This window comes from Pantoea sp. AN62, assembly GCF_050432985.1.
GTDB lineage: Bacteria > Pseudomonadota > Gammaproteobacteria > Enterobacterales > Enterobacteriaceae > Pantoea > Pantoea brenneri.
The window spans coordinates 233,035-252,274 of record NZ_JBNPYB010000002.1 but is presented as its reverse complement, the minus strand read 5'-3'; the positions used below and the strand labels follow the sequence as shown (position 1 = coordinate 252,274).

Genomic DNA, 19,240 nt, shown 5'->3' with positions numbered 1-19,240 from the left:
GGAATGCATTATGAAACATAAAAAGCTCAGCCTGACACTGCTGGCGGCCGTGGTGGTCGCCGGCGCGGCTGCCCTCTGGCTGTTTAACACTCCGGATTCGCCGTTTGACCGCGTCAGTTCAGCGGCATCAGCATCATCGGCCGACCTGATCCAGCGCGGTGAATATGTCGCCCGGCTCAGCGACTGTGTTGCCTGTCACAGTACGGCAGGCAGCGCCCCGTTCAGCGGCGGTCTGGCGATGGCCACGCCGGTCGGCAAAATCTATACCACCAACATTACGCCAGACGATGACAGCGGCATCGGACGCTATTCGCTGGCCGATTTTGATCGTGCGGTGCGTCACGGCGTGGCGCGCGACGGCCATCGTCTCTATCCGGCCATGCCGTTTCCCTCCTATCAGAAACTCTCCGATCAGGATATTGCTGCGCTCTATGCCTTCATGATGCACGGAGTAAAGCCCGCGTCCCGATCCAATACGCCGTCCGAGATTCCCTGGCCACTCAATATGCGCTGGCCGCTGGCGTTATGGCGCGCGGCTTTCGCGGCGGGTGAGCCATGGCGGGAGAACGATGAGCAGAATGCGGCCTGGAATCGCGGCGCTTATCTGGTAGAGGGGCCGGGCCACTGCGGCAGTTGCCACACCCCGCGCGGGCTGGCGTTTAATGAAAAAGCGCTGGATGCCAGCAGCCCGGACTATCTTGCCGGTGCCTTACTGGATGGCTGGTATGCGCCCAGCCTGCGCAATGATGCCAACAGCGGATTCAGTCGCTGGAGCGAAGAAGATGTGGTGACCTTCCTGAAGACCGGCCGCAATCAGCATGGCGTGGTCTTCGGTTCGATGACCGACGCATTCAACAACTCAACCCAGTTTATGCACGATAGCGACCTGCGGGCGATTGCGCACTATCTCAAGTCTCTGCCGCCAGGCAGTAACAACGCCGGCCCGCGCTGGCAATACCCGACACAGACCAGCCAGCCACAGCTCAGCGATCATCCCGGCAGCCAGATCTACACCGCGCGTTGCAGCAGTTGCCACGGAGCGGATGGTCGCGGCCAGGCACCGTGGATCCCGCCACTGGCGGGCGCGACCTCACTGCAGGTCGATCCCGCTTCGGCGATTAACGTGGTGCTCAACGGTTCGGCGCGGGTAGTGTCGCAGGGGATACCGGATGCCTACCGGATGCCGCCTTATCGTAAACAGCTCAGCGATCGGCAGACTGCGGATGTGCTGAATTTCATTCGCAGTGCGTGGGGCAATCAGGGTGAAAAAACGGACGCCGGGGCGGTGAAGGCGATGCGTGAGAAAACCGATCCCGCCAGCAGCGAGGTGATTATTTTACAGATGCGCTAAGCCGGCAGGTTGCGGTTGCGGTTGCGGTTGCGGTTGCCGGGTTGCTGTTACCGATCGGGCAACCGCGATCGCCTGGTCGGCGTATTGATGAATTTAACTCACAATTTCATCCCGTTTACCGCTATTAATTAAACTATTCCTTCCGGGATAAGATCGCGGCATTGTCTGATTAGCAGGAATGAAAATGTCTTCAGTAAACCTTAATGCGCCGGGTGCGCAGTCACATCATGCTGCCTGGGGCGCGGTGTTCTCAATGGCGCTGGGCGTGGTGGTTTTGATCGCCTCAGAATTTATGCCGGTCAGCCTGCTGACCCCGATCGCCAGCGATCTCAGCATCAGTCAGGGGCAGGCGGGACAGGCGATCTCGATCAGCGGTTTCTTTGCGGTGCTCACCAGCCTGCTCAACACGCCACTCACCGGGCAGCTGGATCGTAAAAAGGTGCTGGTGACCTTTACGCTGCTGCTGACCCTCTCCGGTCTGGTGGTGACGTTTGTGGTTAACGGCATCATGTTTATGCTGGGACGCGCGCTGCTGGGCATTGCCATCGGCGGATTCTGGTCAATGTCTACCGCCACGGTGATGCGGCTGGTGCCACGTCACGCGGTGGCAAAAGGGCTGGCGCTGATCAACGGCGGTAATGCGCTGGCGGCCACGGTTGCGGCACCGCTCGGCAGTTTTCTCGGCCAGTATATTGGCTGGCGCGGGGTCTTCTTTATGGTGGTTCCGCTCGCTATCCTGGCGTTCATCTGGCAATGGCGCAGCATTCCTTCACTCTCCGGCTCCGCGACTAAAAATAGCGCCTCGCCGCTGCGGTTACTGAAACATCCGCATGTGGCACTGGGGATGACCGGGATTATGTTCCTGTTTATGGGCCAGTTCAGCATCTTTACCTATCTTCGTCCCTTCATGGAATCGGTAACCGGTGCCAGCGTCGACGCCCTCTCTTTTATCCTGCTGCTGCTGGGTGCTGCCGGTCTGGTCGGGACCTGGCTGATTGGCCGGTTACTGGCACATCGGTTGTTTATCTGGCTGGTGCTGATCCCGCTAGCGATGGCGCTGATCGGCGGGCTGCTGATTGTTGAAGGCGGCTCACTATGGGGCACCGGTCTGCTGCTGGCGCTGTGGGGACTGATTGCCACGCCTGCGCCTGTCGCCTGGGGATTGTGGCTCAGCCGGGCGCTGCCGGAAGAGGCTGAAGCGGGCGGCGGCTTAATGGTGGCTGTGATTCAGATGGCCATTACGCTGGGCGCCAGCGTCGGAGGCGAGCTGTTCGACGCTGCCGGCTGGTGGAGTCCGTTTGCCTTTGGCGTGGTGGTTCTGCTCTGTTCGGCACTGTTTGCGCTACTGGCCGCCCGCTATGGCCTGGTGAGTCAGGCGCAGGAGCAACATGCGTAGCCCTGATCTTCAGATACTGCAGACGGCCCGGCGCTGGGCCGAAACCTCACCGATCTGGCTGTGCACCGTGTTGCGCACCTACGGTTCATCGCCTCGTCCGCCGGGCGCAATGATGGTGATTGCCACAGATGGCCGTTATTGCGGATCGCTGTCGGGCGGCTGCATTGAAGAAAACTTCATTGCCCGCATCCGTGACGGGGATTTTTCTGCGGCGAGCCAGCGGGTGCGGTATGGCGAAGGCGGCTATGCCCCCGACAGGGCGCTGCCCTGCGGAGGCGTGCTGGATATTCTGGTTGAAAAATGCCAGCCGGGAAGCGAGACCCTCGCTTATCTGTCGAAGATGATCGAAGCACTGAACAGCGCCAGTGCGCTGACCAAAAAAGTGACGCTGCCTGCCGCGTGCCATTCACTTGAACCCGCCCCGTATACCCGGCGCACCCGGGTGACGCTTGACCTCCAGCAGATCGAACTGACCCTGTGCGCGCCTGCGCGGGTGATCATTGCCGGTCTTTCCAGCGTGGCGGTTTACTGCGCTAATTTTGCTGTGGCGCTGGGCTTTGAAACCTTTGTTTGTGAGCATCGGGATGAGGTGATGAACAGCCTGGCGGCGGAGGTGAATGACGGGGTGGAATGGATTAATCAGTTTCCGGCGGCCTGGCTGGAACGCGAAGGCTGTCATCCCGGCACCGCCATTCTGTCATTAACTCACGATCCGCGCATCGACGATCTCACCATGATGGAAGCCGTTAACCTGCCAGCCTTCTACATCGGCGTGATGGGATCTCAGCGCAACAGCGTTAATCGTAAAGCGCGGCTGGCACGGCTGGCAGAGATGAGTTCCGAACAGCTTGACCGTATCCACGCGCCGGTGGGGCTGGAAATTGGCAGTAAAACGACAGCCGAAATTGCCCTGTCGATCATGGCCGATGTGGTTCGTTACAAAAATGGCGCAGCAGCCGGGCAGGCGTTCTGCCCGGCATCGCTTAACGCCGACGACCCGCGGCAGATCATTTAGTCATTGTCATTATCATCAACCTCTGTCCCTCAACTCGTAAGGAGCCCTATGAAGAAACTTACCCTTGTTGCGCTGGCACTGGCACTGACCGCCTCCGCCGTCTCTGCTCAGGAAACGGCTGCAAAGATCGCCTTATCTCACAGTGGTGATCAACCTTCCGTTAAGGGGCCAGCAGACTATTTCACCGGTGCAGTGCGTATTGATGCGCCTTTTCAGGCTACAGCACCGGCACGGACCGGTGGCGCGACGGTGACGTTTGAGCCGTCTGCCCGCACCGCATGGCATACCCATCCGCTCGGTCAGACATTAATTGTCACGGCAGGCGTGGGTCGGGTGCAGGAATGGGGAGGACCGGTGCGTGAGATCCGACCGGGCGATATTATCTGGATCCCGGCCGGCGTTAAACACTGGCACGGTGCCGCTGCGCAAAACAGCCTGTCGCATATCGCTATCGCAGAAGCGCTGGACGGCAAGGTAGTTGACTGGATGGAAAAGGTCAGCGATCGGCAATATGCCGCGGCTGAAAAATCGTAAGGACCGAATGATGAAAACGTTAAATGCCGCATTGATGCTCTGCATGGCACTGGCCCCGTCCGTGGCGCTGGCAGATGCCATGCCCGATACAGAACGCAAAAAAATAGAGGCTCAAATGCAGAAACAAACTCAGCCACTGTCGTTACAGCAGAAAAACATTGCCAGTATTGCCGCCTATGCGGCCGTCGGTGATTTAACCGGACTGAACGCGGCGCTCAATCGCGGTCTGGACGCCGGCCTGACCCTGAGCGACTGTCGCGAAATTCTGGTCCAGCTCTATGCCTATGCCGGCTTTCCACGCAGTCTGAATGCGCTGGGCGAGTTGATGAAAGTGACCGAAAGCCGACGGCTGGCGGGAAAACAGGATCAGCCGGGGCAGCAGCCTGGCCCGCTTCCTGCGCCAGAAACGATGATGGCCGCCGGTAAACGCAACCAGACCGCACTGGTCGGCAGCCCGGTGAAAGGACCGCTGTTCGATTTCGCGCCGGTGATGAATGATTATCTGCAGTCTCATCTGTTCGGTGACATTTTTGAACGGGACAATTTCAGCTGGAAAAATCGTGAGCTGGCGACGGTCGGCGCACTGGCCGCGATGGAAGGGGTAGAACCGCAGTTGAAATCTCACCTTGGCATCAGCATCAATATCGGCCTGACTGCCGATCAGCTGAGCGAACTGGTGCCGTTTTTCAGTGAACAGCAACAGCCGGGCTGGGCCGATCGGCTGAAGGCCGCGCTCAATTCAGTAGCGCAACAGTAGCGAAAAAGCGCCATGCCGTGTCTGGCGCTTATCACGTGGTAAAGGCCATCCTCACTGTGGTGACAACGTCACGCTGATCGTTTCTGCTTTCATGCTGTCATGATTCTCTAACGCTTCCGGCGCGTCTATCCGGCCAATCCGGGTATAGCGGTAGGCGGTATGAAAGCTTTTATAAAACAGCACCAGCGTGTTGTTGCCATACAGCATCACATCGCCGGCATGAATGGTGCCGGTGACTACCGGCCCGACCGGCAGTGAAAAAGCCAGATCGACATATTTTTCATTGCCGTTCAGTTCATGCATTTCCACGCTGAGCGGCAATTTGTTTATCAGGGCACGGGAGGCGGCGTTTTCGGCCGGAATAAGGGTGAACGACTGGTGATCGATTTGCATGTTGATCATTCTGGTCTCACTGGTGGCTGGTGCATCCGGGCTGGCAGCTGATGTTACAGCGGCGGATGCAGCGCCAGGGCTGCTGGTGGCCGTAATCAGTACCGCTACTGTAATGCTGAAGATGTACTGACGCCTGGCGGTGCCGGGGGTCAGAATGGGTAACCTGTCTTTCATGATAAAGACCTTAATACAAAATAGTAGCCTTAAAAGGATATAGGTCAGTCTGACGTTCAGGCAATATTTTAGTTTTACGCGTTGCTGTGGCATCGCACCGGACAACGGTTCAGACCTTGCGTGCAAGCTGACCGGCGAATGCGTCCTCATAGATGACTGCTCTCAGATGAAAGCCAGGTCAGCGGATCACCGCCCGGGCAGATTGCGGCAGCGTGACCTGAAACCGGCAGAACGGCTGACTAACCTGCGTTGATAAAACGCGCTACCCATGTCTGGCCGGGATATCGGCTAAGCAGTATGCGCAGGCAGGAATCCAGGGTGGAGCAGGGGGAAGAACCTGTCCTGACCAATCCAGCCGTGAGTCAGTGGCGACCAGACATCCACAGCGCGCTTTTCAGCGCCGGGTAACCGCTGCTATTGGCAAATAAGGACAGGATAAATAGTTATCTGTAAGGGCGGAGCAGGCGGGATAAACGGAGTAACCTGCTCCGGGAGACAGTAAATCTATTGCTGTTAAGACTAAAGTCTTAACTGGCTGCCTAAAATAACATCGGCCTCCTGCAATGTGACATCAAGTCCCGCAGAGGGGGTGAAGGTCAATTCGCCAAAAATAACGCTTCCATTGAGCAGGTAGAAATCGGCGCGGACAAACTTAAAGTCTGAGGCGAGTTTAACCGCATAATCTCTCATTTTTTTGAAACCCTCAGGCATTGCTGGGTAATCATTTTTATTTATTAGTTCAACCGTGTCTTCAAAGGGAAGTGGGGTCCAGTCCATATCAAAATAGTAGAATTTAGGCGTTCCCTTCTCACGCCCCGTACAAACCATAACCGCGTAGGGTTTGCCATTAAAACAGTAGAATTTGTAGTCATCAGGAAATCCGCCGCGATCATTTTCAATGTATTTTTCGCATAAGATTTTTCTTTCTATTCTCTTATACTGTGGCTCTATAAAGTGGGCTGAAAAATCCTGTCTCATCCATTTGTCCAGTTGTCTGCTGGTTTTCGTAATGTCCAGTGAGGCTTTGTTATGGCATATTATATTGTAGCCCGCACCATGGTTACATTTAAGTGCAAACTTATCGGGCAACAGCCTGTAGTCAATCTCCCGAGAGTCGTCGTACACGCCGTATAATTCGTTAAGGATTTCGCCACATCCTTTCGATCTGATGTACTCTCTGACCTTATACTTGTCAGCGCAAAGGGTATAAATATCATCATGAAACTCGTTGAACTTAAGCCACTGAATTTTTTCATTGAAGTTGGTAGGGTTTGTTAAGTTCAGTTTTTTTCTGAACTTAATGTAGTAGTGAGTTTTAGCGCAAAGTTCAGGGTACAGGTGAGCGCTAAATTTTAATGCTGATTTGACTGTGTGTTTTATCATTTTCATTAAAATTATCTCAGTTTGAAAATATTAAGATGCATTTTGATGATGGTTTTATTTTTAAAGAAGTAATTGAGTAGGGTACAGGATGAAATCTCGACGATTAAAAAACAGTATGCAGCGCCATTAATCCCGAAAGCTCTTATCATTAGCCAGGATAACGGTATGGTTAAGATGCAACATAGCAACATTTTTCTGGCCAGGTAATTGTACCCGGACTCTTTTATCATATAGCGGTAGCAAATTGTCCCTAACGACGAGAACATTGTACCAATGATAATGATGGGGATGATCTTTACCGAATCCATATACTTTTCGCCATAGAGTAAATGTATGACAAAATCACCAAATATATAGAATCCGCCAAGCGCGATGAGAGAGAACATAATGACAAGTCGATTGATTTTAATCAGTAATGCTTCAACAGTTGGTTGATCTTTCTCGCTGTATATTCTTGAAAAGAAACTGGTTATTAAGGCCATAACAATAAATGACCATGCACCTCCTAAGGTTAACGCGACGCTATAAACGCCCAGGTTTGAATAAGAGAGCATCTTAGCTAAAAAAATGCTCGATATCTGCGTGTATATGTCAGCAGACAGGCTTGATAAAACCAGCGCACCCCCGGCGAATAACATGTGCCGGTTATAGGCAGCAATTCCCTTACTGCTTTCGTCTATTTCAGTTGTGTGGTTAAAATAAATAAGGCGCAGGATGTAAGGTATCAGCGGGATAATGATGATAGGGATTGTGAAGTAGTAAACTGGCAGTTTGAAATGTGCCACACAGAATCGGATCAACAGGGCGATGGATAAACCAATAATATTGGTTATTGTGTTTATTTTTGATTTTAGCTGAGTGTTGTTGTAGATGGCGAAAAAATCCATCACAATAAAGTATGTGGCAATGCAGTTGGCTACACCAAATAAAAAAACAATAAAATCAGTGAAAATATAGAGGTAAATTAAAACTGCTGCTGATGATAAGAGGAAGAAAAGACGCCGTTGATTTTGAGTATGCATCGCCAGGGCAATTCCGGACTTCGTCTTTTCACTCATCCGTTTAAATATAATATTCTGACCGCCAAACCACGAGAGCGTCTGGACAAATATGAACAGGGACGTAGTGATGTTTATCTTACCAAAATTTTCCGGGCCAACGTATTTTGCCATCAGTGCATTAATATAGATTAAGCCGATAATGTTAACTGACTTCTCAAGCATGATCCATATTGAATTGGAGTACATTTCATATCTCTCATGAACAATTTTTCAATGCTGTAGTGTGTGATTTATGAAGCAACCCTAAAACAGGCTGGCCGTTTATCTTCTGCGTTAAGATTTGTCCCTGTCAGTCGTTTTTCATCGGGTCAGATAATGTCTCAGTATCATGTTGTTTAGTTTTTGTTAAATTTATTTGGTTGACAGTGTGGCTGCTCAAATAAAATTAGTGAAGAGTTTTTTTAATTAATCAGAAAAGTGACAGTTATTTGCAAATAATGAGTCCATTGTTTATTGGTGTTATGTAGTTTGATGAGGTGATAACGGGAGGTGCGATCATTGAGGTGATGTTTAGTGATGCCGGCATGTACGATTTGTGGGTGACGGATAAGATGCCGAACAACGGGCCGACGCAGTCCTGCTCCGGCCTTTAATGAATAAATATAAGCGAGTTAATCGCAGGCGGCTTTTTGATATCTTGTTTAGCTGTAATCTCTATTTCTGATTGGCTGCTTCGCGGTTGGCCTCAGGGGACGAGATCCAACCGGTGTTAATTTTCGTCCAGAATGATTTTGCCCGTTGCTTTCGCTGTTAACCTCGCTTTTCCATCCCTCACTGTAGACAACGCCTGGCGACCTGAGTCCAGACAGGTCAGGTATTTTGCCTGCTGACAGGCAACAGGCTCTGCGTTGAATCACCAAAGCGGGATACCGGCCAGCTAATCCGCTCTGCTGCCTGACTCTTTTTTTAGCGTGAGTGAGGCGTGTCCGGCCTGCTTCAGGGAGACCGCGGTGATAAGGTTATCGGCGACGGTTAGCGTCAGAACACGATCATCGTGATACCAGCGACCGGCATTGGCTTTCCAGCCGTCAGCAATCAGCTGACCGGAGGCGACATCAATCGATTTGCCGATCAGCTGATCCAGCTTCAGGCTGGAGGCGGGGGCGTTAACGCTGTTTGCCTGATTCTGCGCTCTGGTTTTTTTGATGTCGCAGGTACCGTCGGCGTCGGTCATCTGGCTACACCCGCTGCGCTCAAGCTGGGCGCGATAGGCGCGGCTGATCGCCTGCGCGGGCGTCGCAATGCAGCTCAGTGCCGTTATGACCAGCATCGCCGTTAAAATGCGGGAACCCGCAGGACCTGTGATGTTCATGGTATTTCCTCGTTTATGATTGCTTTGCTGGCGCATCGATGTTTTTCAGCCGCAGTAATTAAGCCCCGATCATTAAGCCCCGACATTAAGCCCCGACATTAAGCCCCGACATTAAGCATAGTGCCGATGGCATTGCTGGTCAGAGCCGCTGGCGGATAATGATCGGCAGCGCCGCCTGTCTCAAACTTAGCCATGACCGGCGCCAGGCTGACCGCGCGAATCTACCTGTGCAGCGCACAACGTGAGTTGATCGCGGTCAACGTCGAATTCCGTTTAACGACCTGCGCCAGCCGCCGCATTTACAGACGGCGTTTTGCAAACCCCGGCAATCGGCTTAGAGTACAGCGTCGGCCGGGGTGGCCGGAGAGAACGGTTGCAGCGTCAGCCGTGCTGCGTTGCATGCTTAACAGGCTAACCGTGAGGAACAGCAATGACCGCCAGTGCCGATCAGCTCAGCAAACTGCTGGATGAAAAGACCCGCAAAGATTTTCCGGCGATATCCGTTGCCATCGGCAGAGCAGACCGTCTGATCTGGCAGTATGCGGCGGGTTATGCTGACCTCAGCAACCGCCTGACAAATTCAGCCGATACCGCGTTTGGCATTGGCAGTATCACCAAAGTATTTGTCGCCGTTATCCTGCTGCAGCTTAGCGAAGAGGGGCAGATAACGCTTGACGATCCGCTCTCTGCCTGGCTGGAACCGGCACAGCTTGCTGGCATCGCTAATGCCCGGGTGGTGACGATCAGACAGCTGTTATCACATTACGCCGGGATCCCCAGTTGGGAAGATCAGCCCGGCTGGATTCATGTTGCGCGCGGTAAAGATAGCGTTGCAGATAAGGTCTGGCGACCGGACGAAGCGCTGGAATATATTCACAGCAAACCGGCACTGGCTCTGCCTGATGAAAAATTTTATTACTCAAACAGCTCCTTCACCCTGCTGGGGATGCTGATTGAGCGGGTCACCGGCAACACGCTGGAGCAGGCGTTAAACCAGCGGATCTTCAGGCCGCTCTCGCTTAAACAGACCCGGCTGGAGGGCTATCTGCTATCCGATCGGCACAACGACGCCACGCGATATCATCGGGCGGACGCACATTTCATCCAGCACGCCGGCATCGCCGGATGTTTTACGCCTGAGCGCGCGGCGATGATCAATGTTTCTGCTGCCAGCCTCTCAGTGGAATGGGCCGCCGGCGGGATGATTTCTACCGCCGGGGAGTTGATGCGCTTTTGTCTGGCGCTGAAAAACGGGGCGTTAGTTAACCCGCAAAGTCTGCGTGAGATGCAACGCTGGCGGCCGGCCGGTGAGGCGCAAATTGGCTTAAGCCTGTTCAGAACAGATTCTGCTTTTGGCCCGGCTATCGGTCACGGCGGCAACGTGCTGGGTTACAGCGCCTGTGCCTGGTGGTTCAGAGAAACCGACTGCGCGCTGGTGATATTAACCAATCTCGGCTCGATGCATGCGGCGGCAGAAGCTGACTGTGCCAGCCGGTTATTCAGCAACCCAGCGATCGTCAGACTGGCGCATGAAATTTGCGAGGGCGGCTAAAAAGCCGGAAACCGCACATTGCTGCCCATGCATCGCCCGATAAGGTAAACTGCCGGCCATAAGTTAATGCAAATTATTTGCTTTAACCCGCCAGATTGCAGCTGAGAGCAGGAGGAACAGATGGCAAAGGAGATGATTCGTCAGGGCGGACGCAGTGCGCGGATCCAGCAGGAAGTCCACCGGGCCGTGAATCAGTTACTCAAAACGACCGATCGCGCGGCGATAACCCTGCCGATGATCGCCGAACGGGCCGGGGTTACCCCGTCCACCCTCTATCGACGCTGGGGAGATCTGTCACAGTTACTGGCCGATGTTGCCGTGGCGCGGATGCGGCCGATTGCTGAACCGGAGGATACCGGTGAAATGATCGGCGATCTGACGGCTTTTATCGTGCAGTATGCCGAAGAGATGTCATCAAAAGTCGGGCGTGAAATGCTGACCGACGTAATCGGCAGCTACAGCGGAGACGCCAGCCAGAAATGCTGTGGCTATACCTTGCAGCATCTTGAAACGCTGAACAGCCGGGCGCTGGCGCGCGGTGAGCCGGGCTTTGACGTCAGGCAGGTGATTGATGGGGTGGTGGCACCGGTGATGTACCACATCCTGTTTAACGATCGGGAAGTGTCCGCCGGCTACTGCCAGTCACTGATCCAGCGGCTATTTGGTGGCGCCGCCGACCGGCACCTTATCGCTGAGTAAAGGGTAAGGCGGCGTCGATGATCAGCTGTTGCAGCAGCGCCTGCGCCGGGTCATCCGTGGTCTCTGGCGTCACCAGCGCAATGCCGATATGACCGGGCGCCGGCAGCCGTTCGGATGCGATCGTCAGCTTATCCGGCATACCGGCGCGGGTGCGCAGCGTCAGGCCTAAACCTGCCTGCAGCGCCGCCCAGATACCGCTCAGGCTGTGGCTGGTAAACACGATCCGCCACGGGATCCCCGCCGCATCCAGCACGGCAGTTGCCCGCGAGCGCATCACGCACGGCGCATCGAACACCACCAGCGGCAGCGGGTCGCCGCGCTGCAACCGATCGGCCAGAGTGAAATCAGGATGATGTATCCAGACTAACGGACACTGGCCAGGCAACTGACCCGCAGCGTGCGGATCGGCCTGCCACACCAGCGCAAGGTCGAGCTGATGCTGCGCCATCGCGCTCAGCAGCGGCTGATTGCGGTCAACCCGCGCGGTAATCGTGACGCCAGGATGCTGACGGCTGAACGCACCGAGAATCGCCGGCATTAACGACTCACCAAAATCTTCCTGCATACCAATGCGGATTTCACCCTTCAGCCCGTCACCTTTTACTGCCCGCAACGTCTCATCATTCAGCAGCAGCAGCCGTCTGGCGTAGCTCATCAGCAGTTCGCCGCTTCGCGTCAGTTGCAGATGCCGTCCCTTTTTCATCACCAGCGCCGTGCCGCATTGCTGCTCGAGCTTTTTAAGCTGCGCACTCACCGCCGAGGTTGAGCGACACAGTTGCCGGGCCGCCAGCGCGAAGCTACCCGCCTCTATGCCGGTGACAAAGCTTCGCAGTGCATCCATATCCAGTGAATCAGGCACTCTGTTCATAATCATCCTGTAATGGTGGATGGTTGATGCCGATTAATTTGATTTTCAGGAGTATAACGCTGCGCGACACTCTGTCTATCAACACGGGAGAGAAAAAATGAAAGAGACACTGAATCGCGAAACATTGATGCAGCGCGCACCGAAGCTGGCTGAACTGACCCAACAGGTGCTGTTTGATGATATCTGGCAGCGCGGCGTGCTGTCAGCACGTGAACGCAGTCTGCTGACGCTGGCGACGCTCACCGCGCTGGGCCGGGTCGCGCAGTTGCCCTGGCATATTGATTTCGCGCGTAAAAACGGGCTGACGCAGGAGGAGCTGATCGAGAGCTTTACCCATCTGGCTTTTTACGCCGGCTGGCCCGCCGCAGTGACTGCGCTCAGTTACCTTGAGGAGAACAGCTGATGCCGATAACCCGTATCACCCTCGGCCAGGGTTATAGTGAGGCCCGGTTACAGCAAATCTCCGCGCTGTTGCATCAGACGCTGGTGGCTGAGTTTGCGGTGCCGGTTGATGATTGTTTTCAGTTGATCGAGTTGCTGCCAGCCAGTCAGCGAATTTACAACCGTTACTACCTGAGCGAAGGGCGCAGTGAGGATTTCATCCTGTTCCAGATTACCGCCGGTCGGCCACGCAGCCGGCAGCAGAAGCAGCGCTTTTATCAACAGCTGTGTGCCTCATTGCACAGCACGCTGGGGATCGATCCGGATGACGTAATGGTGATCATCCAGTTCAACAGCAGCGAAGAGTGGAGCTTCAGCGGCGGCAGAATGTTAGCGGAGGTGATGTCATGATCGTGATGCATTACCGCTTTACGTTGCCGGCAGATTACCCGATGGCGACGATTGAGCAGCGTATCCGGCTGAACGGCGCGCGGCTGGATGGGCTTCCAGGTCTGATTGCCAAAGCTTATCTCTACGCCCGGCTGGATGATGACCAACTGGCAGTGGCAGAGAACCGCTATGCGCCGCTCTATTTCTGGCAGCATGCGTCAGCCATGCAGCGATTCCTGCAAAGCGCGGGCTTTCAGCGCTTAGTGGATGATTTTGGCTGGCCGGTGATAGAGAGCTGGCTGGCGCTGAACGGCGATACGCTGCCAGCCTCGCTCGAGCAGGCGCGCTTTATCACGCTGCGCCGCTGGCCGATCGTCCCGCACAGCAACCTTGCCGATCTGGCGCAGCATACCGGCTTCAGCGCCTGGGATGTGAGCCGCTGGCAGGGGCTTAGCGTGACGGCTTCAGCGGTGCCGTCCGCAGATGAACCGGAAGTGTATCGCATCGGTTATCTGGCTCGCGGTGCGGTGGCGTCAGGGGATCAGCGCGGATAAGGCGATAGCCAGCAGCACGGTTCCACCGAGCGTGTTGATATATTTACGCAGCGTGGCGGTGCTGATGGTGCGGGTCGAGGTCATCAGCAACTGGCTGGCACCGCTGAGCCAGCTGGCCATGATCACAATATGCAGCGTGGCCAGCAGCAGGAAATCGGATAAGTTGCCGCTCTGGCTGGTAAAGCGCGATACCACGGTCAGGTAGAGCAAAACGGCTTTCGGATTGAGCAGGTTAGCAAAGAATGCCTGTGACAGTGTCACCGGTTGCGGATCGAGGCTGACATCCTGCTGGCGGGCCCGCAGCCCACTGATAATTAACTGGCTAGCCAGCCACAGCAGATAAACGGTACCGGCGATTTGCAGAAGATGAAACAGCGAGGGGAAAGCCATCAGCATTGACGAAACGCCTAATCCCACCAGCAAGGCGTGGCAGTAGATCCCCAGCGCGGTGCCCACAATGATGGTCGCGACGCCGCGCCAACCTTCGGCCAGCGCGCTGTTAATAGCAAGGGTAAAACTGGCGCCCGGCGACAGCGCTATCGGTAAGATGGCAACAAGGAAACCACTATAATCGATCTGCATCGGAACGGGTTACGCTCTCCAGGGTGAGAGATTCACAGGGCGAAAATCGCCTCAATCTCAATGCGTAAATCAGCCGAAAACAGGCCACTGACCTGCACCAGGGAACTGGCGGGCAGATGGCTGCCGTAGTGACGGAACAGCACCGCGCGCAGCGCCGCAATGTCGGTGAAGGCGGTGATAAAAATGGTCACCTTCAACAGAGCGGCCAGCGACGTCTGCTCAGCGTCGGCGATCAGTTTAAGCTGTGAAAAGATCGCCTCCGCCTGTTCAGCGATGTCACCCTGCTGTGCCGGCGTGCCAAAGGCGGTCAGGCCGGAAACGTAGAGGGTATCGCCATGTTTCACCGCATGCACATAAGGCGCTTTCACCTCGCCGAACTGCGGATAATTGATGCGTTCAGGTTGCGGCATACTGTTTCCTTGCGGGTTTTAGCCGGGGCGGCGCAGCATCTCTTTAGCCGTTTCAGCGTTTCAGTAACTGTTGGCAGGTGAGGTTATCGGTTGCTGCCTGGCGTTGCTCATCGGCGCTCAGCTGTTGCCAGTGGTCGATCACCTGACGGCCCAGTGCCGGTTTGAAAGTGATTTTCTGCAGCGCATAGTCAGAATTGCTGCCTTCGATGATCTGCTGCATCTGCGGCAGCAACCGTTGGGTATCATGATGATCGATGCCGCAGAATACCGCAACGTAGTACGCTTTATCCTCGCTGCTGAAATGCGGAATCAACCACCAGCCCGCCAGCGCCAGCACCGCCAGCAGCGGTATCAACCACTTGAGTTTACCCTTAACCAACACTACCCCCGTTATCTGCAGAAGAGGTCCGCCAGAGAATCGCCGGACACAGGGCGCGTATCCTGCCATATATCCGGTTCGCCGTTAACCCATGCTGTCAGGCGGTTGAGGTCAGGTTTACGCGTCAGAGGCGTCTATCAGGCGTGCGTCGATGGTGGCGTCTGGCATCATCTGTTGCAGACCGGCGATCAGATCGTCACTGGCCTGTTGCAGCGCCGCCAGCGGCATTGCCGGCAGGCTTTCAAGGATAAACCACATCTGTCGCGCCTGCGCATCCAGCCGGGTGCGCACACCCTGACGCCAGTTCCAGCGGCGGCAGGTTACGCCCCGATCGTCGCGCCAGATTACTTCTCCCGGCTCCGGCGACTCATATACCACTTCGCCTTCTTTGACCGTATCGAATGACTCACTGCCATCGGCGATCACCAGCCGCGGCGCACCAACGTAGGCGGCAATGTTTTCACCGCCGACCGGCAGCGCATACTGAATGCTGATGGCGTTATACAGATCCACCACCGGATCGATAGCCGGCATTACGCCATCGCGCAGTACCCGTTTGCGCAGCGCGTCAGCCGAGCAGGGAGTCCGTTTCGCCTTCGCGCCAAACGCTTTGAACACCTCCGCCCACGCCGCGAGATGGGCGTCGGCCCACGCCACATCCTGCTCCAGCACCTGGCGGCAGGCCCGTTTCAGCGCCTGCCCGGCAACCTCAGGGCAGGTGACTGGCGCGGCCTCCACCACAATGCTCATGGCGCGAAAGCCGGGTGCCAGTGCAAATACGGCCGGGTCGATTGACGGATCAACAGATAACATTGGATAATCTCTCAGTGACTAATTTATTTCATAGTAATGACCGATGACCAAAAAAGTCAATATATCGACCGACGCAGGCGCTGACGTGTCGAGTGTCAATCAGGCTGTCTCTGACAGCATTAAAAACTGGCGTAAAAGCCAGAAACTGTCGCTGGATGCGCTATCCCGCCGGGCCGGAGTCAGCAAAGGGATGCTGGTGGAAATTGAGAAGGGCGAAGCCAATCCCAGCATTGCGATTTTATGCAAAATTGCCGCCGCGCTGGGCGTGTCGGTGGCGGATATCGTCAATGTGACCCATACGCCTGCCGCCTGGCTGATTGATCACAGTGCGATTCCGACCTTGTGGCAGGGCGAACAGGGTGGTCGCGCGCAGCTGCTGGCCGGTACCCGCGGGCCTGACATGATTGAGCTGTGGCGCTGGCAGATGTTTGCCGGTGAAACATTCCGCTCCGAAGGCCATCCGGCCGGTACGCTGGAGTTGCTGCACGTTGAGCAGGGCAGCCTGGCGTTAACCGTTGGCGATCAGACGCTGGTGGTCGGGCCGGGCTGCGCGGCAGTCGCGCGAACCGATATGCCGCACGCCTATGCCAGCGCCGATCAACAGCCGGTGATCTTCACCATGACGGTTGCTGAACTGCACCGTTAATCTTTTTCTGCCGCTGCGGTAACCGCTTCACCGGGAAACGGCAGCAACAGCGTTTTCAGCATTCCTTCCAGCGCGTTGCGTTCTGTCAGCGAAAGCGGTGCCAGTACGGCATTCTGGGTGGCAGTATGCACCGCTAACGCCTGCTCAATACAGCGCTGACCCTGCGCGGTCAGTCCCACCAGCATACTGCGCTTATCATCGGGTGACTCCACGCGCGCGATCAGACCTCGCTGTTCCAGCCGCTTGAGACGATGGGTCATCGCGCCGGAGGTGACAAGCAGCGAGGTATACAGCTGGGTCGGTGACAGACAGTACGGCGTCCCGGCCCGGCGCAATGTCGCCAGCACGTCAAATTCCCCGTCATGGAAGTCAAACTGCTCCAGCGCCTGACTGCGTGCTTTTGCCAGATGTTTCATCAGGCGCAGCATCCTGCCGACGATGCGCATTGAGGAGGCATCCAGATCTGGCATGGCGCTGTCCCACTGACTGACTACAAAATCGATATGGTCCTGCATCATTCACCTGTTAACTGTGTGGCTAATTTGTCGGGTTGTGCTCAGCCCCTTAACGGCGGCCGGAATATATCTTAACGTTAAGATAAACAGTGACAGCCTGGTGCTGTCAGCGTTGTTCCTGTCCACGGAGTCGGCTATGAAAAACACCCGCTTATTACCCGCTATCTTCGCACCGATCGCCTTTCTTGTCGGGCTCAATCTGCGCCCGCTACTGGCGATTATCGGCCCGCTGTTTCCGGCATTGCAACAGCAGGCCGGTTTGTCGGCGACGACGTTTAGCCTGCTGACCACGTTGCCGGTCGCCATGATGGGGCTTGCCGCACTGGCTGGCCCGTGGCTGCTTAAGCGTAGCGGTGCGGCGCGCGGCATTGCGGCAGGGCTGATCTGTCTGGCGATCGCCTCGCTGTGGCGTGGCTTTTCGCTCTCGCCGCTGTCGTTGATGCTGACGGCGCTGGCAGGCGGCGCGGGGATCGGGGTGATACAGGCACTGATGCCGGCGCTGATCCGGCAGCGCTATCTCCACGCCGCCCCGACGCTGATGGCGTTATTCAGCACCGGGATTATGGCGGGTGCGGCGCTGATGGCTGCGGGTGCGGATCCGCTGTTTTCGCTGCTCGGTTTACCCGCGGCGCTGGCCACGGCGGGCGGGCTGGCACTGATCACCCTGCTGGTCTGGCGGTCAGCGAATCCGGATAGTCCGGCGGATCTCGCACCGTCCGTTGGGGTAGCTGCGCTGTCCGCGTCGCGCACTTTGTTACTGTTACTGTTTTTTGGTATTGGAACCGGCGCCTATACCCTGGTGCTGGCCTGGCTGCCGCCGTTTTATATCCAGGCTGGCTGGAGCGCCCGCAACAGCGGCTTCCTGCTCGCCGGGCTGACGCTGACAGAAGTGGTTGCCGGACTGGTGATCTCTGCCGTTCAGCAGCGTTTTCCCAATCGCCGCCGGTTACTGCTGCTGGTGCTGACGCTGCTGCTGGCCGGACTGATCGCGCTGATTGTCGCGCCGGGTACCATGCCGCTGCTGTCGACGCTGCTACTCGGCCTTGGGATCGGGGCGCTGTTTCCGCTGTCGCTGATCGTCACGCTCGATCATGCCCGAAATGCCACCGAGGCCGCCGTGCTGTTATCGCGGGTGCAGGGCGGAGGCTATCTCATCGCGTCCATTATGCCATTGGTGGCTGGCTGGGTGCGTGACAGCGGGGCATCGCTGACCAGCGCCTGGCTGATGATGAGCGTCGGGGTGGTGGGGCTGATGGCGATTGCCTGGCAGTTCAGACCGCAGGCAAACTAAATCACAAGTCTCAACAAACCATTGCTGATATCGCGCGATCTGGCATGCTGCTGATGGGTCACATATTCAGGAGCCGCAATGAAAGTCATCGGTCTGTTAGGGGGAATGTCATGGGAGTCGACCGCGCTCTACTATCGCATCCTCAATCAGCAGGTTAAACAGCGACTGGGTGGATTGCACTCGGCGCAGCTGGTGCTTTACAGCGTCGATTTCCAGCCGATCGAGCAGTTGCAGGCGGCGGGTGAATGGCAGCAGGCGGGCGAAATGCTGGCCGCGGCGGCGCAGAATCTGGAGCGTGCCGGCGCGCAGTTTATCGTGCTGTGTACCAATACCATGCATAAAGTAGCCCCGCAGATCAGCGCAGCGGTCTCCGTGCCGCTGTTGCACATCGCTGATGCCACCGGGCGACGGATTCAGCAGGCGGGATTGCGCAAGGTGGGGTTGCTGGCGACCCGCTTCACCATGGAACAGGCGTTTTATCGCGGGCGGCTGGAGCAACAGTTCAATCTGCAGGTTATCGTCCCAGCGGAAGAGGACCGCGCGTTGGTTCATCAGGTGATTTATCACGAGCTGTGCCTCGGCACAATTAATCCGGCTTCGCGTCAGCGCTACCGGCAGATTATGCAGCAGCTGGTGGATCAGGGAGCAGAAGCGATCATTCTGGGATGTACCGAAATCACCCTGCTGGTGGATGACAGCGATGCCAGCGTCCCGTTATTTGATACCACGCTGATTCACGCGGAAGAAGCGGTAAACCAGGCGCTGGCATAGCATTTTTCAACAT

At 56.1% G+C, this 19,240-nt stretch carries 23 protein-coding genes; 13 read left to right on the top strand and 10 right to left on the bottom strand.

The window, feature by feature from the left end; translation table 11 throughout:
• Positions 1-10: 10 nt before the first annotated feature.
• The 5 genes from FHW04_RS04115 (at position 11) to FHW04_RS04095 (ending at position 5,053) form a co-directional block, all read left to right on the top strand.
• The gene (locus FHW04_RS04115; RefSeq protein WP_069729613.1) at positions 11-1,351 is read left to right on the top strand and encodes a c-type cytochrome; all 1,341 of its coding nucleotides are present in this window, start codon (positions 11-13) and stop codon (positions 1,349-1,351) included.
• A gap of 184 nt (positions 1,352-1,535) precedes the next feature.
• Complete coding sequence (locus FHW04_RS04110; protein WP_094106266.1) at positions 1,536-2,747, top strand: MFS transporter; 1,212 nt, start codon at positions 1,536-1,538, stop codon at positions 2,745-2,747.
• Positions 2,740-3,762 carry an XdhC family protein gene (locus FHW04_RS04105; protein WP_089562244.1) on the top strand — a complete coding sequence of 341 codons (1,023 nt, stop codon included), beginning with the start codon at positions 2,740-2,742 and terminating at the stop codon, positions 3,760-3,762. The genes FHW04_RS04110 and FHW04_RS04105 overlap by 8 nt, the downstream gene beginning before the upstream one ends.
• A 48-nt stretch (positions 3,763-3,810) precedes the next feature.
• Positions 3,811-4,296, top strand: coding sequence for a (R)-mandelonitrile lyase (locus tag FHW04_RS04100; protein WP_089562245.1), 486 nt, complete (start codon positions 3,811-3,813; stop codon positions 4,294-4,296).
• A gap of 7 nt (positions 4,297-4,303) precedes the next feature.
• On the top strand, positions 4,304-5,053 hold the full coding sequence (locus FHW04_RS04095; RefSeq protein WP_094106306.1) for a carboxymuconolactone decarboxylase family protein: 750 nt from the start codon (positions 4,304-4,306) through the stop codon (positions 5,051-5,053).
• A gap of 51 nt (positions 5,054-5,104) precedes the next feature.
• Here the strand turns inward: FHW04_RS04095 and FHW04_RS04090 are convergent, their stop codons facing one another.
• The 4 genes from FHW04_RS04090 to FHW04_RS04075 all read right to left on the bottom strand — a co-directional run bounded on the left by FHW04_RS04090 (position 5,105) and on the right by FHW04_RS04075 (position 9,376).
• Positions 5,105-5,620, bottom strand: coding sequence for a cyclophilin-like fold protein (locus FHW04_RS04090; protein ID WP_128088264.1), 516 nt, complete (start codon positions 5,618-5,620; stop codon positions 5,105-5,107).
• Between the two features lie 519 nt (positions 5,621-6,139).
• Positions 6,140-7,009: an ATP-grasp fold amidoligase family protein gene (locus FHW04_RS04085; protein ID WP_089562247.1), complete on the bottom strand. Its 870-nt coding sequence runs from the start codon at positions 7,007-7,009 to the stop codon at positions 6,140-6,142.
• Between the two features lie 5 nt (positions 7,010-7,014).
• A complete protein-coding gene (locus FHW04_RS04080) occupies positions 7,015-8,250 on the bottom strand; it encodes an oligosaccharide flippase family protein (RefSeq protein ID WP_089562248.1) in 1,236 nt (411 codons plus the stop codon).
• Between the two features lie 691 nt (positions 8,251-8,941).
• Positions 8,942-9,376 carry a hypothetical protein gene (locus FHW04_RS04075; protein WP_069729618.1) on the bottom strand — a complete coding sequence of 145 codons (435 nt, stop codon included), beginning with the start codon at positions 9,374-9,376 and terminating at the stop codon, positions 8,942-8,944.
• A gap of 430 nt (positions 9,377-9,806) precedes the next feature.
• On the opposite strand from FHW04_RS04075, the gene FHW04_RS04070 reads away from it, so the two are divergent.
• Positions 9,807-10,928, top strand: coding sequence for a serine hydrolase domain-containing protein (locus tag FHW04_RS04070; RefSeq protein WP_089562249.1), 1,122 nt, complete (start codon positions 9,807-9,809; stop codon positions 10,926-10,928).
• A gap of 120 nt (positions 10,929-11,048) precedes the next feature.
• Positions 11,049-11,627, top strand: a complete 579-nt coding sequence (locus FHW04_RS04065; RefSeq protein ID WP_031375936.1) for a TetR/AcrR family transcriptional regulator — start codon at positions 11,049-11,051, stop codon at positions 11,625-11,627.
• Here FHW04_RS04065 and FHW04_RS04060 read toward each other — a convergent pair.
• Positions 11,614-12,495: a LysR substrate-binding domain-containing protein gene (locus FHW04_RS04060; protein WP_089562250.1), complete on the bottom strand. Its 882-nt coding sequence runs from the start codon at positions 12,493-12,495 to the stop codon at positions 11,614-11,616. The two genes, FHW04_RS04065 and FHW04_RS04060, sit on opposite strands and share 14 nt — an antisense overlap.
• 97 nt (positions 12,496-12,592) lie before the next feature.
• On the opposite strand from FHW04_RS04060, the gene FHW04_RS04055 reads away from it, so the two are divergent.
• Genes FHW04_RS04055 through FHW04_RS04045 form a run of 3 tightly spaced genes read left to right on the top strand, consistent with a single transcriptional unit; the run spans position 12,593 to position 13,820 of the window.
• Positions 12,593-12,898: a carboxymuconolactone decarboxylase family protein gene (locus FHW04_RS04055; protein ID WP_031375938.1), complete on the top strand. Its 306-nt coding sequence runs from the start codon at positions 12,593-12,595 to the stop codon at positions 12,896-12,898.
• On the top strand, positions 12,898-13,287 hold the full coding sequence (locus FHW04_RS04050) for a tautomerase family protein (protein ID WP_031375939.1): 390 nt from the start codon (positions 12,898-12,900) through the stop codon (positions 13,285-13,287). Before FHW04_RS04055 ends, FHW04_RS04050 begins: the two co-directional genes overlap by 1 nt.
• The gene (locus tag FHW04_RS04045; RefSeq protein ID WP_089562251.1) at positions 13,284-13,820 is read left to right on the top strand and encodes a DUF4865 family protein; all 537 of its coding nucleotides are present in this window, start codon (positions 13,284-13,286) and stop codon (positions 13,818-13,820) included. The genes FHW04_RS04050 and FHW04_RS04045 overlap by 4 nt, the downstream gene beginning before the upstream one ends.
• Here FHW04_RS04045 and FHW04_RS04040 read toward each other — a convergent pair.
• From FHW04_RS04040 to FHW04_RS04025, 4 genes are all read right to left on the bottom strand, one after another.
• Entirely contained in the window at positions 13,800-14,402 is a 603-nt protein-coding gene (locus tag FHW04_RS04040; RefSeq protein WP_046289541.1) for a LysE family translocator, read from the bottom strand. The two genes, FHW04_RS04045 and FHW04_RS04040, sit on opposite strands and share 21 nt — an antisense overlap.
• Before the next feature lie 32 nt (positions 14,403-14,434).
• The gene (locus tag FHW04_RS04035) at positions 14,435-14,812 is read right to left on the bottom strand and encodes a RidA family protein (RefSeq protein ID WP_089562252.1); all 378 of its coding nucleotides are present in this window, start codon (positions 14,810-14,812) and stop codon (positions 14,435-14,437) included.
• A 52-nt stretch (positions 14,813-14,864) separates the two neighbouring features.
• Entirely contained in the window at positions 14,865-15,191 is a 327-nt protein-coding gene (locus tag FHW04_RS04030) for a hypothetical protein (protein WP_031375941.1), read from the bottom strand.
• Positions 15,192-15,308: 117 nt separating this feature from the next.
• Positions 15,309-16,004 (bottom strand): B3/B4 domain-containing protein, encoded by a 696-nt coding sequence (locus FHW04_RS04025; RefSeq protein WP_031375942.1) that lies wholly within the window; start codon positions 16,002-16,004, stop codon positions 15,309-15,311.
• Between the two features lie 43 nt (positions 16,005-16,047).
• On the opposite strand from FHW04_RS04025, the gene FHW04_RS04020 reads away from it, so the two are divergent.
• Positions 16,048-16,650, top strand: coding sequence for an XRE family transcriptional regulator (locus FHW04_RS04020; protein ID WP_069729622.1), 603 nt, complete (start codon positions 16,048-16,050; stop codon positions 16,648-16,650).
• Here the strand turns inward: FHW04_RS04020 and FHW04_RS04015 are convergent.
• The gene (locus tag FHW04_RS04015) at positions 16,647-17,165 is read right to left on the bottom strand and encodes a MarR family winged helix-turn-helix transcriptional regulator (protein WP_089562253.1); all 519 of its coding nucleotides are present in this window, start codon (positions 17,163-17,165) and stop codon (positions 16,647-16,649) included. The genes FHW04_RS04020 and FHW04_RS04015 overlap by 4 nt on opposite strands.
• 136 nt (positions 17,166-17,301) lie before the next feature.
• On the opposite strand from FHW04_RS04015, the gene FHW04_RS04010 reads away from it, so the two are divergent.
• Together FHW04_RS04010 and FHW04_RS04005 are read left to right on the top strand one after the other, a co-directional pair.
• Positions 17,302-18,456 carry an MFS transporter gene (locus FHW04_RS04010; RefSeq protein WP_089562254.1) on the top strand — a complete coding sequence of 385 codons (1,155 nt, stop codon included), beginning with the start codon at positions 17,302-17,304 and terminating at the stop codon, positions 18,454-18,456.
• Between the two features lie 78 nt (positions 18,457-18,534).
• Positions 18,535-19,227 (top strand): aspartate/glutamate racemase family protein, encoded by a 693-nt coding sequence (locus tag FHW04_RS04005; RefSeq protein ID WP_089562255.1) that lies wholly within the window; start codon positions 18,535-18,537, stop codon positions 19,225-19,227.
• Positions 19,228-19,240 lie beyond the last annotated feature (13 nt).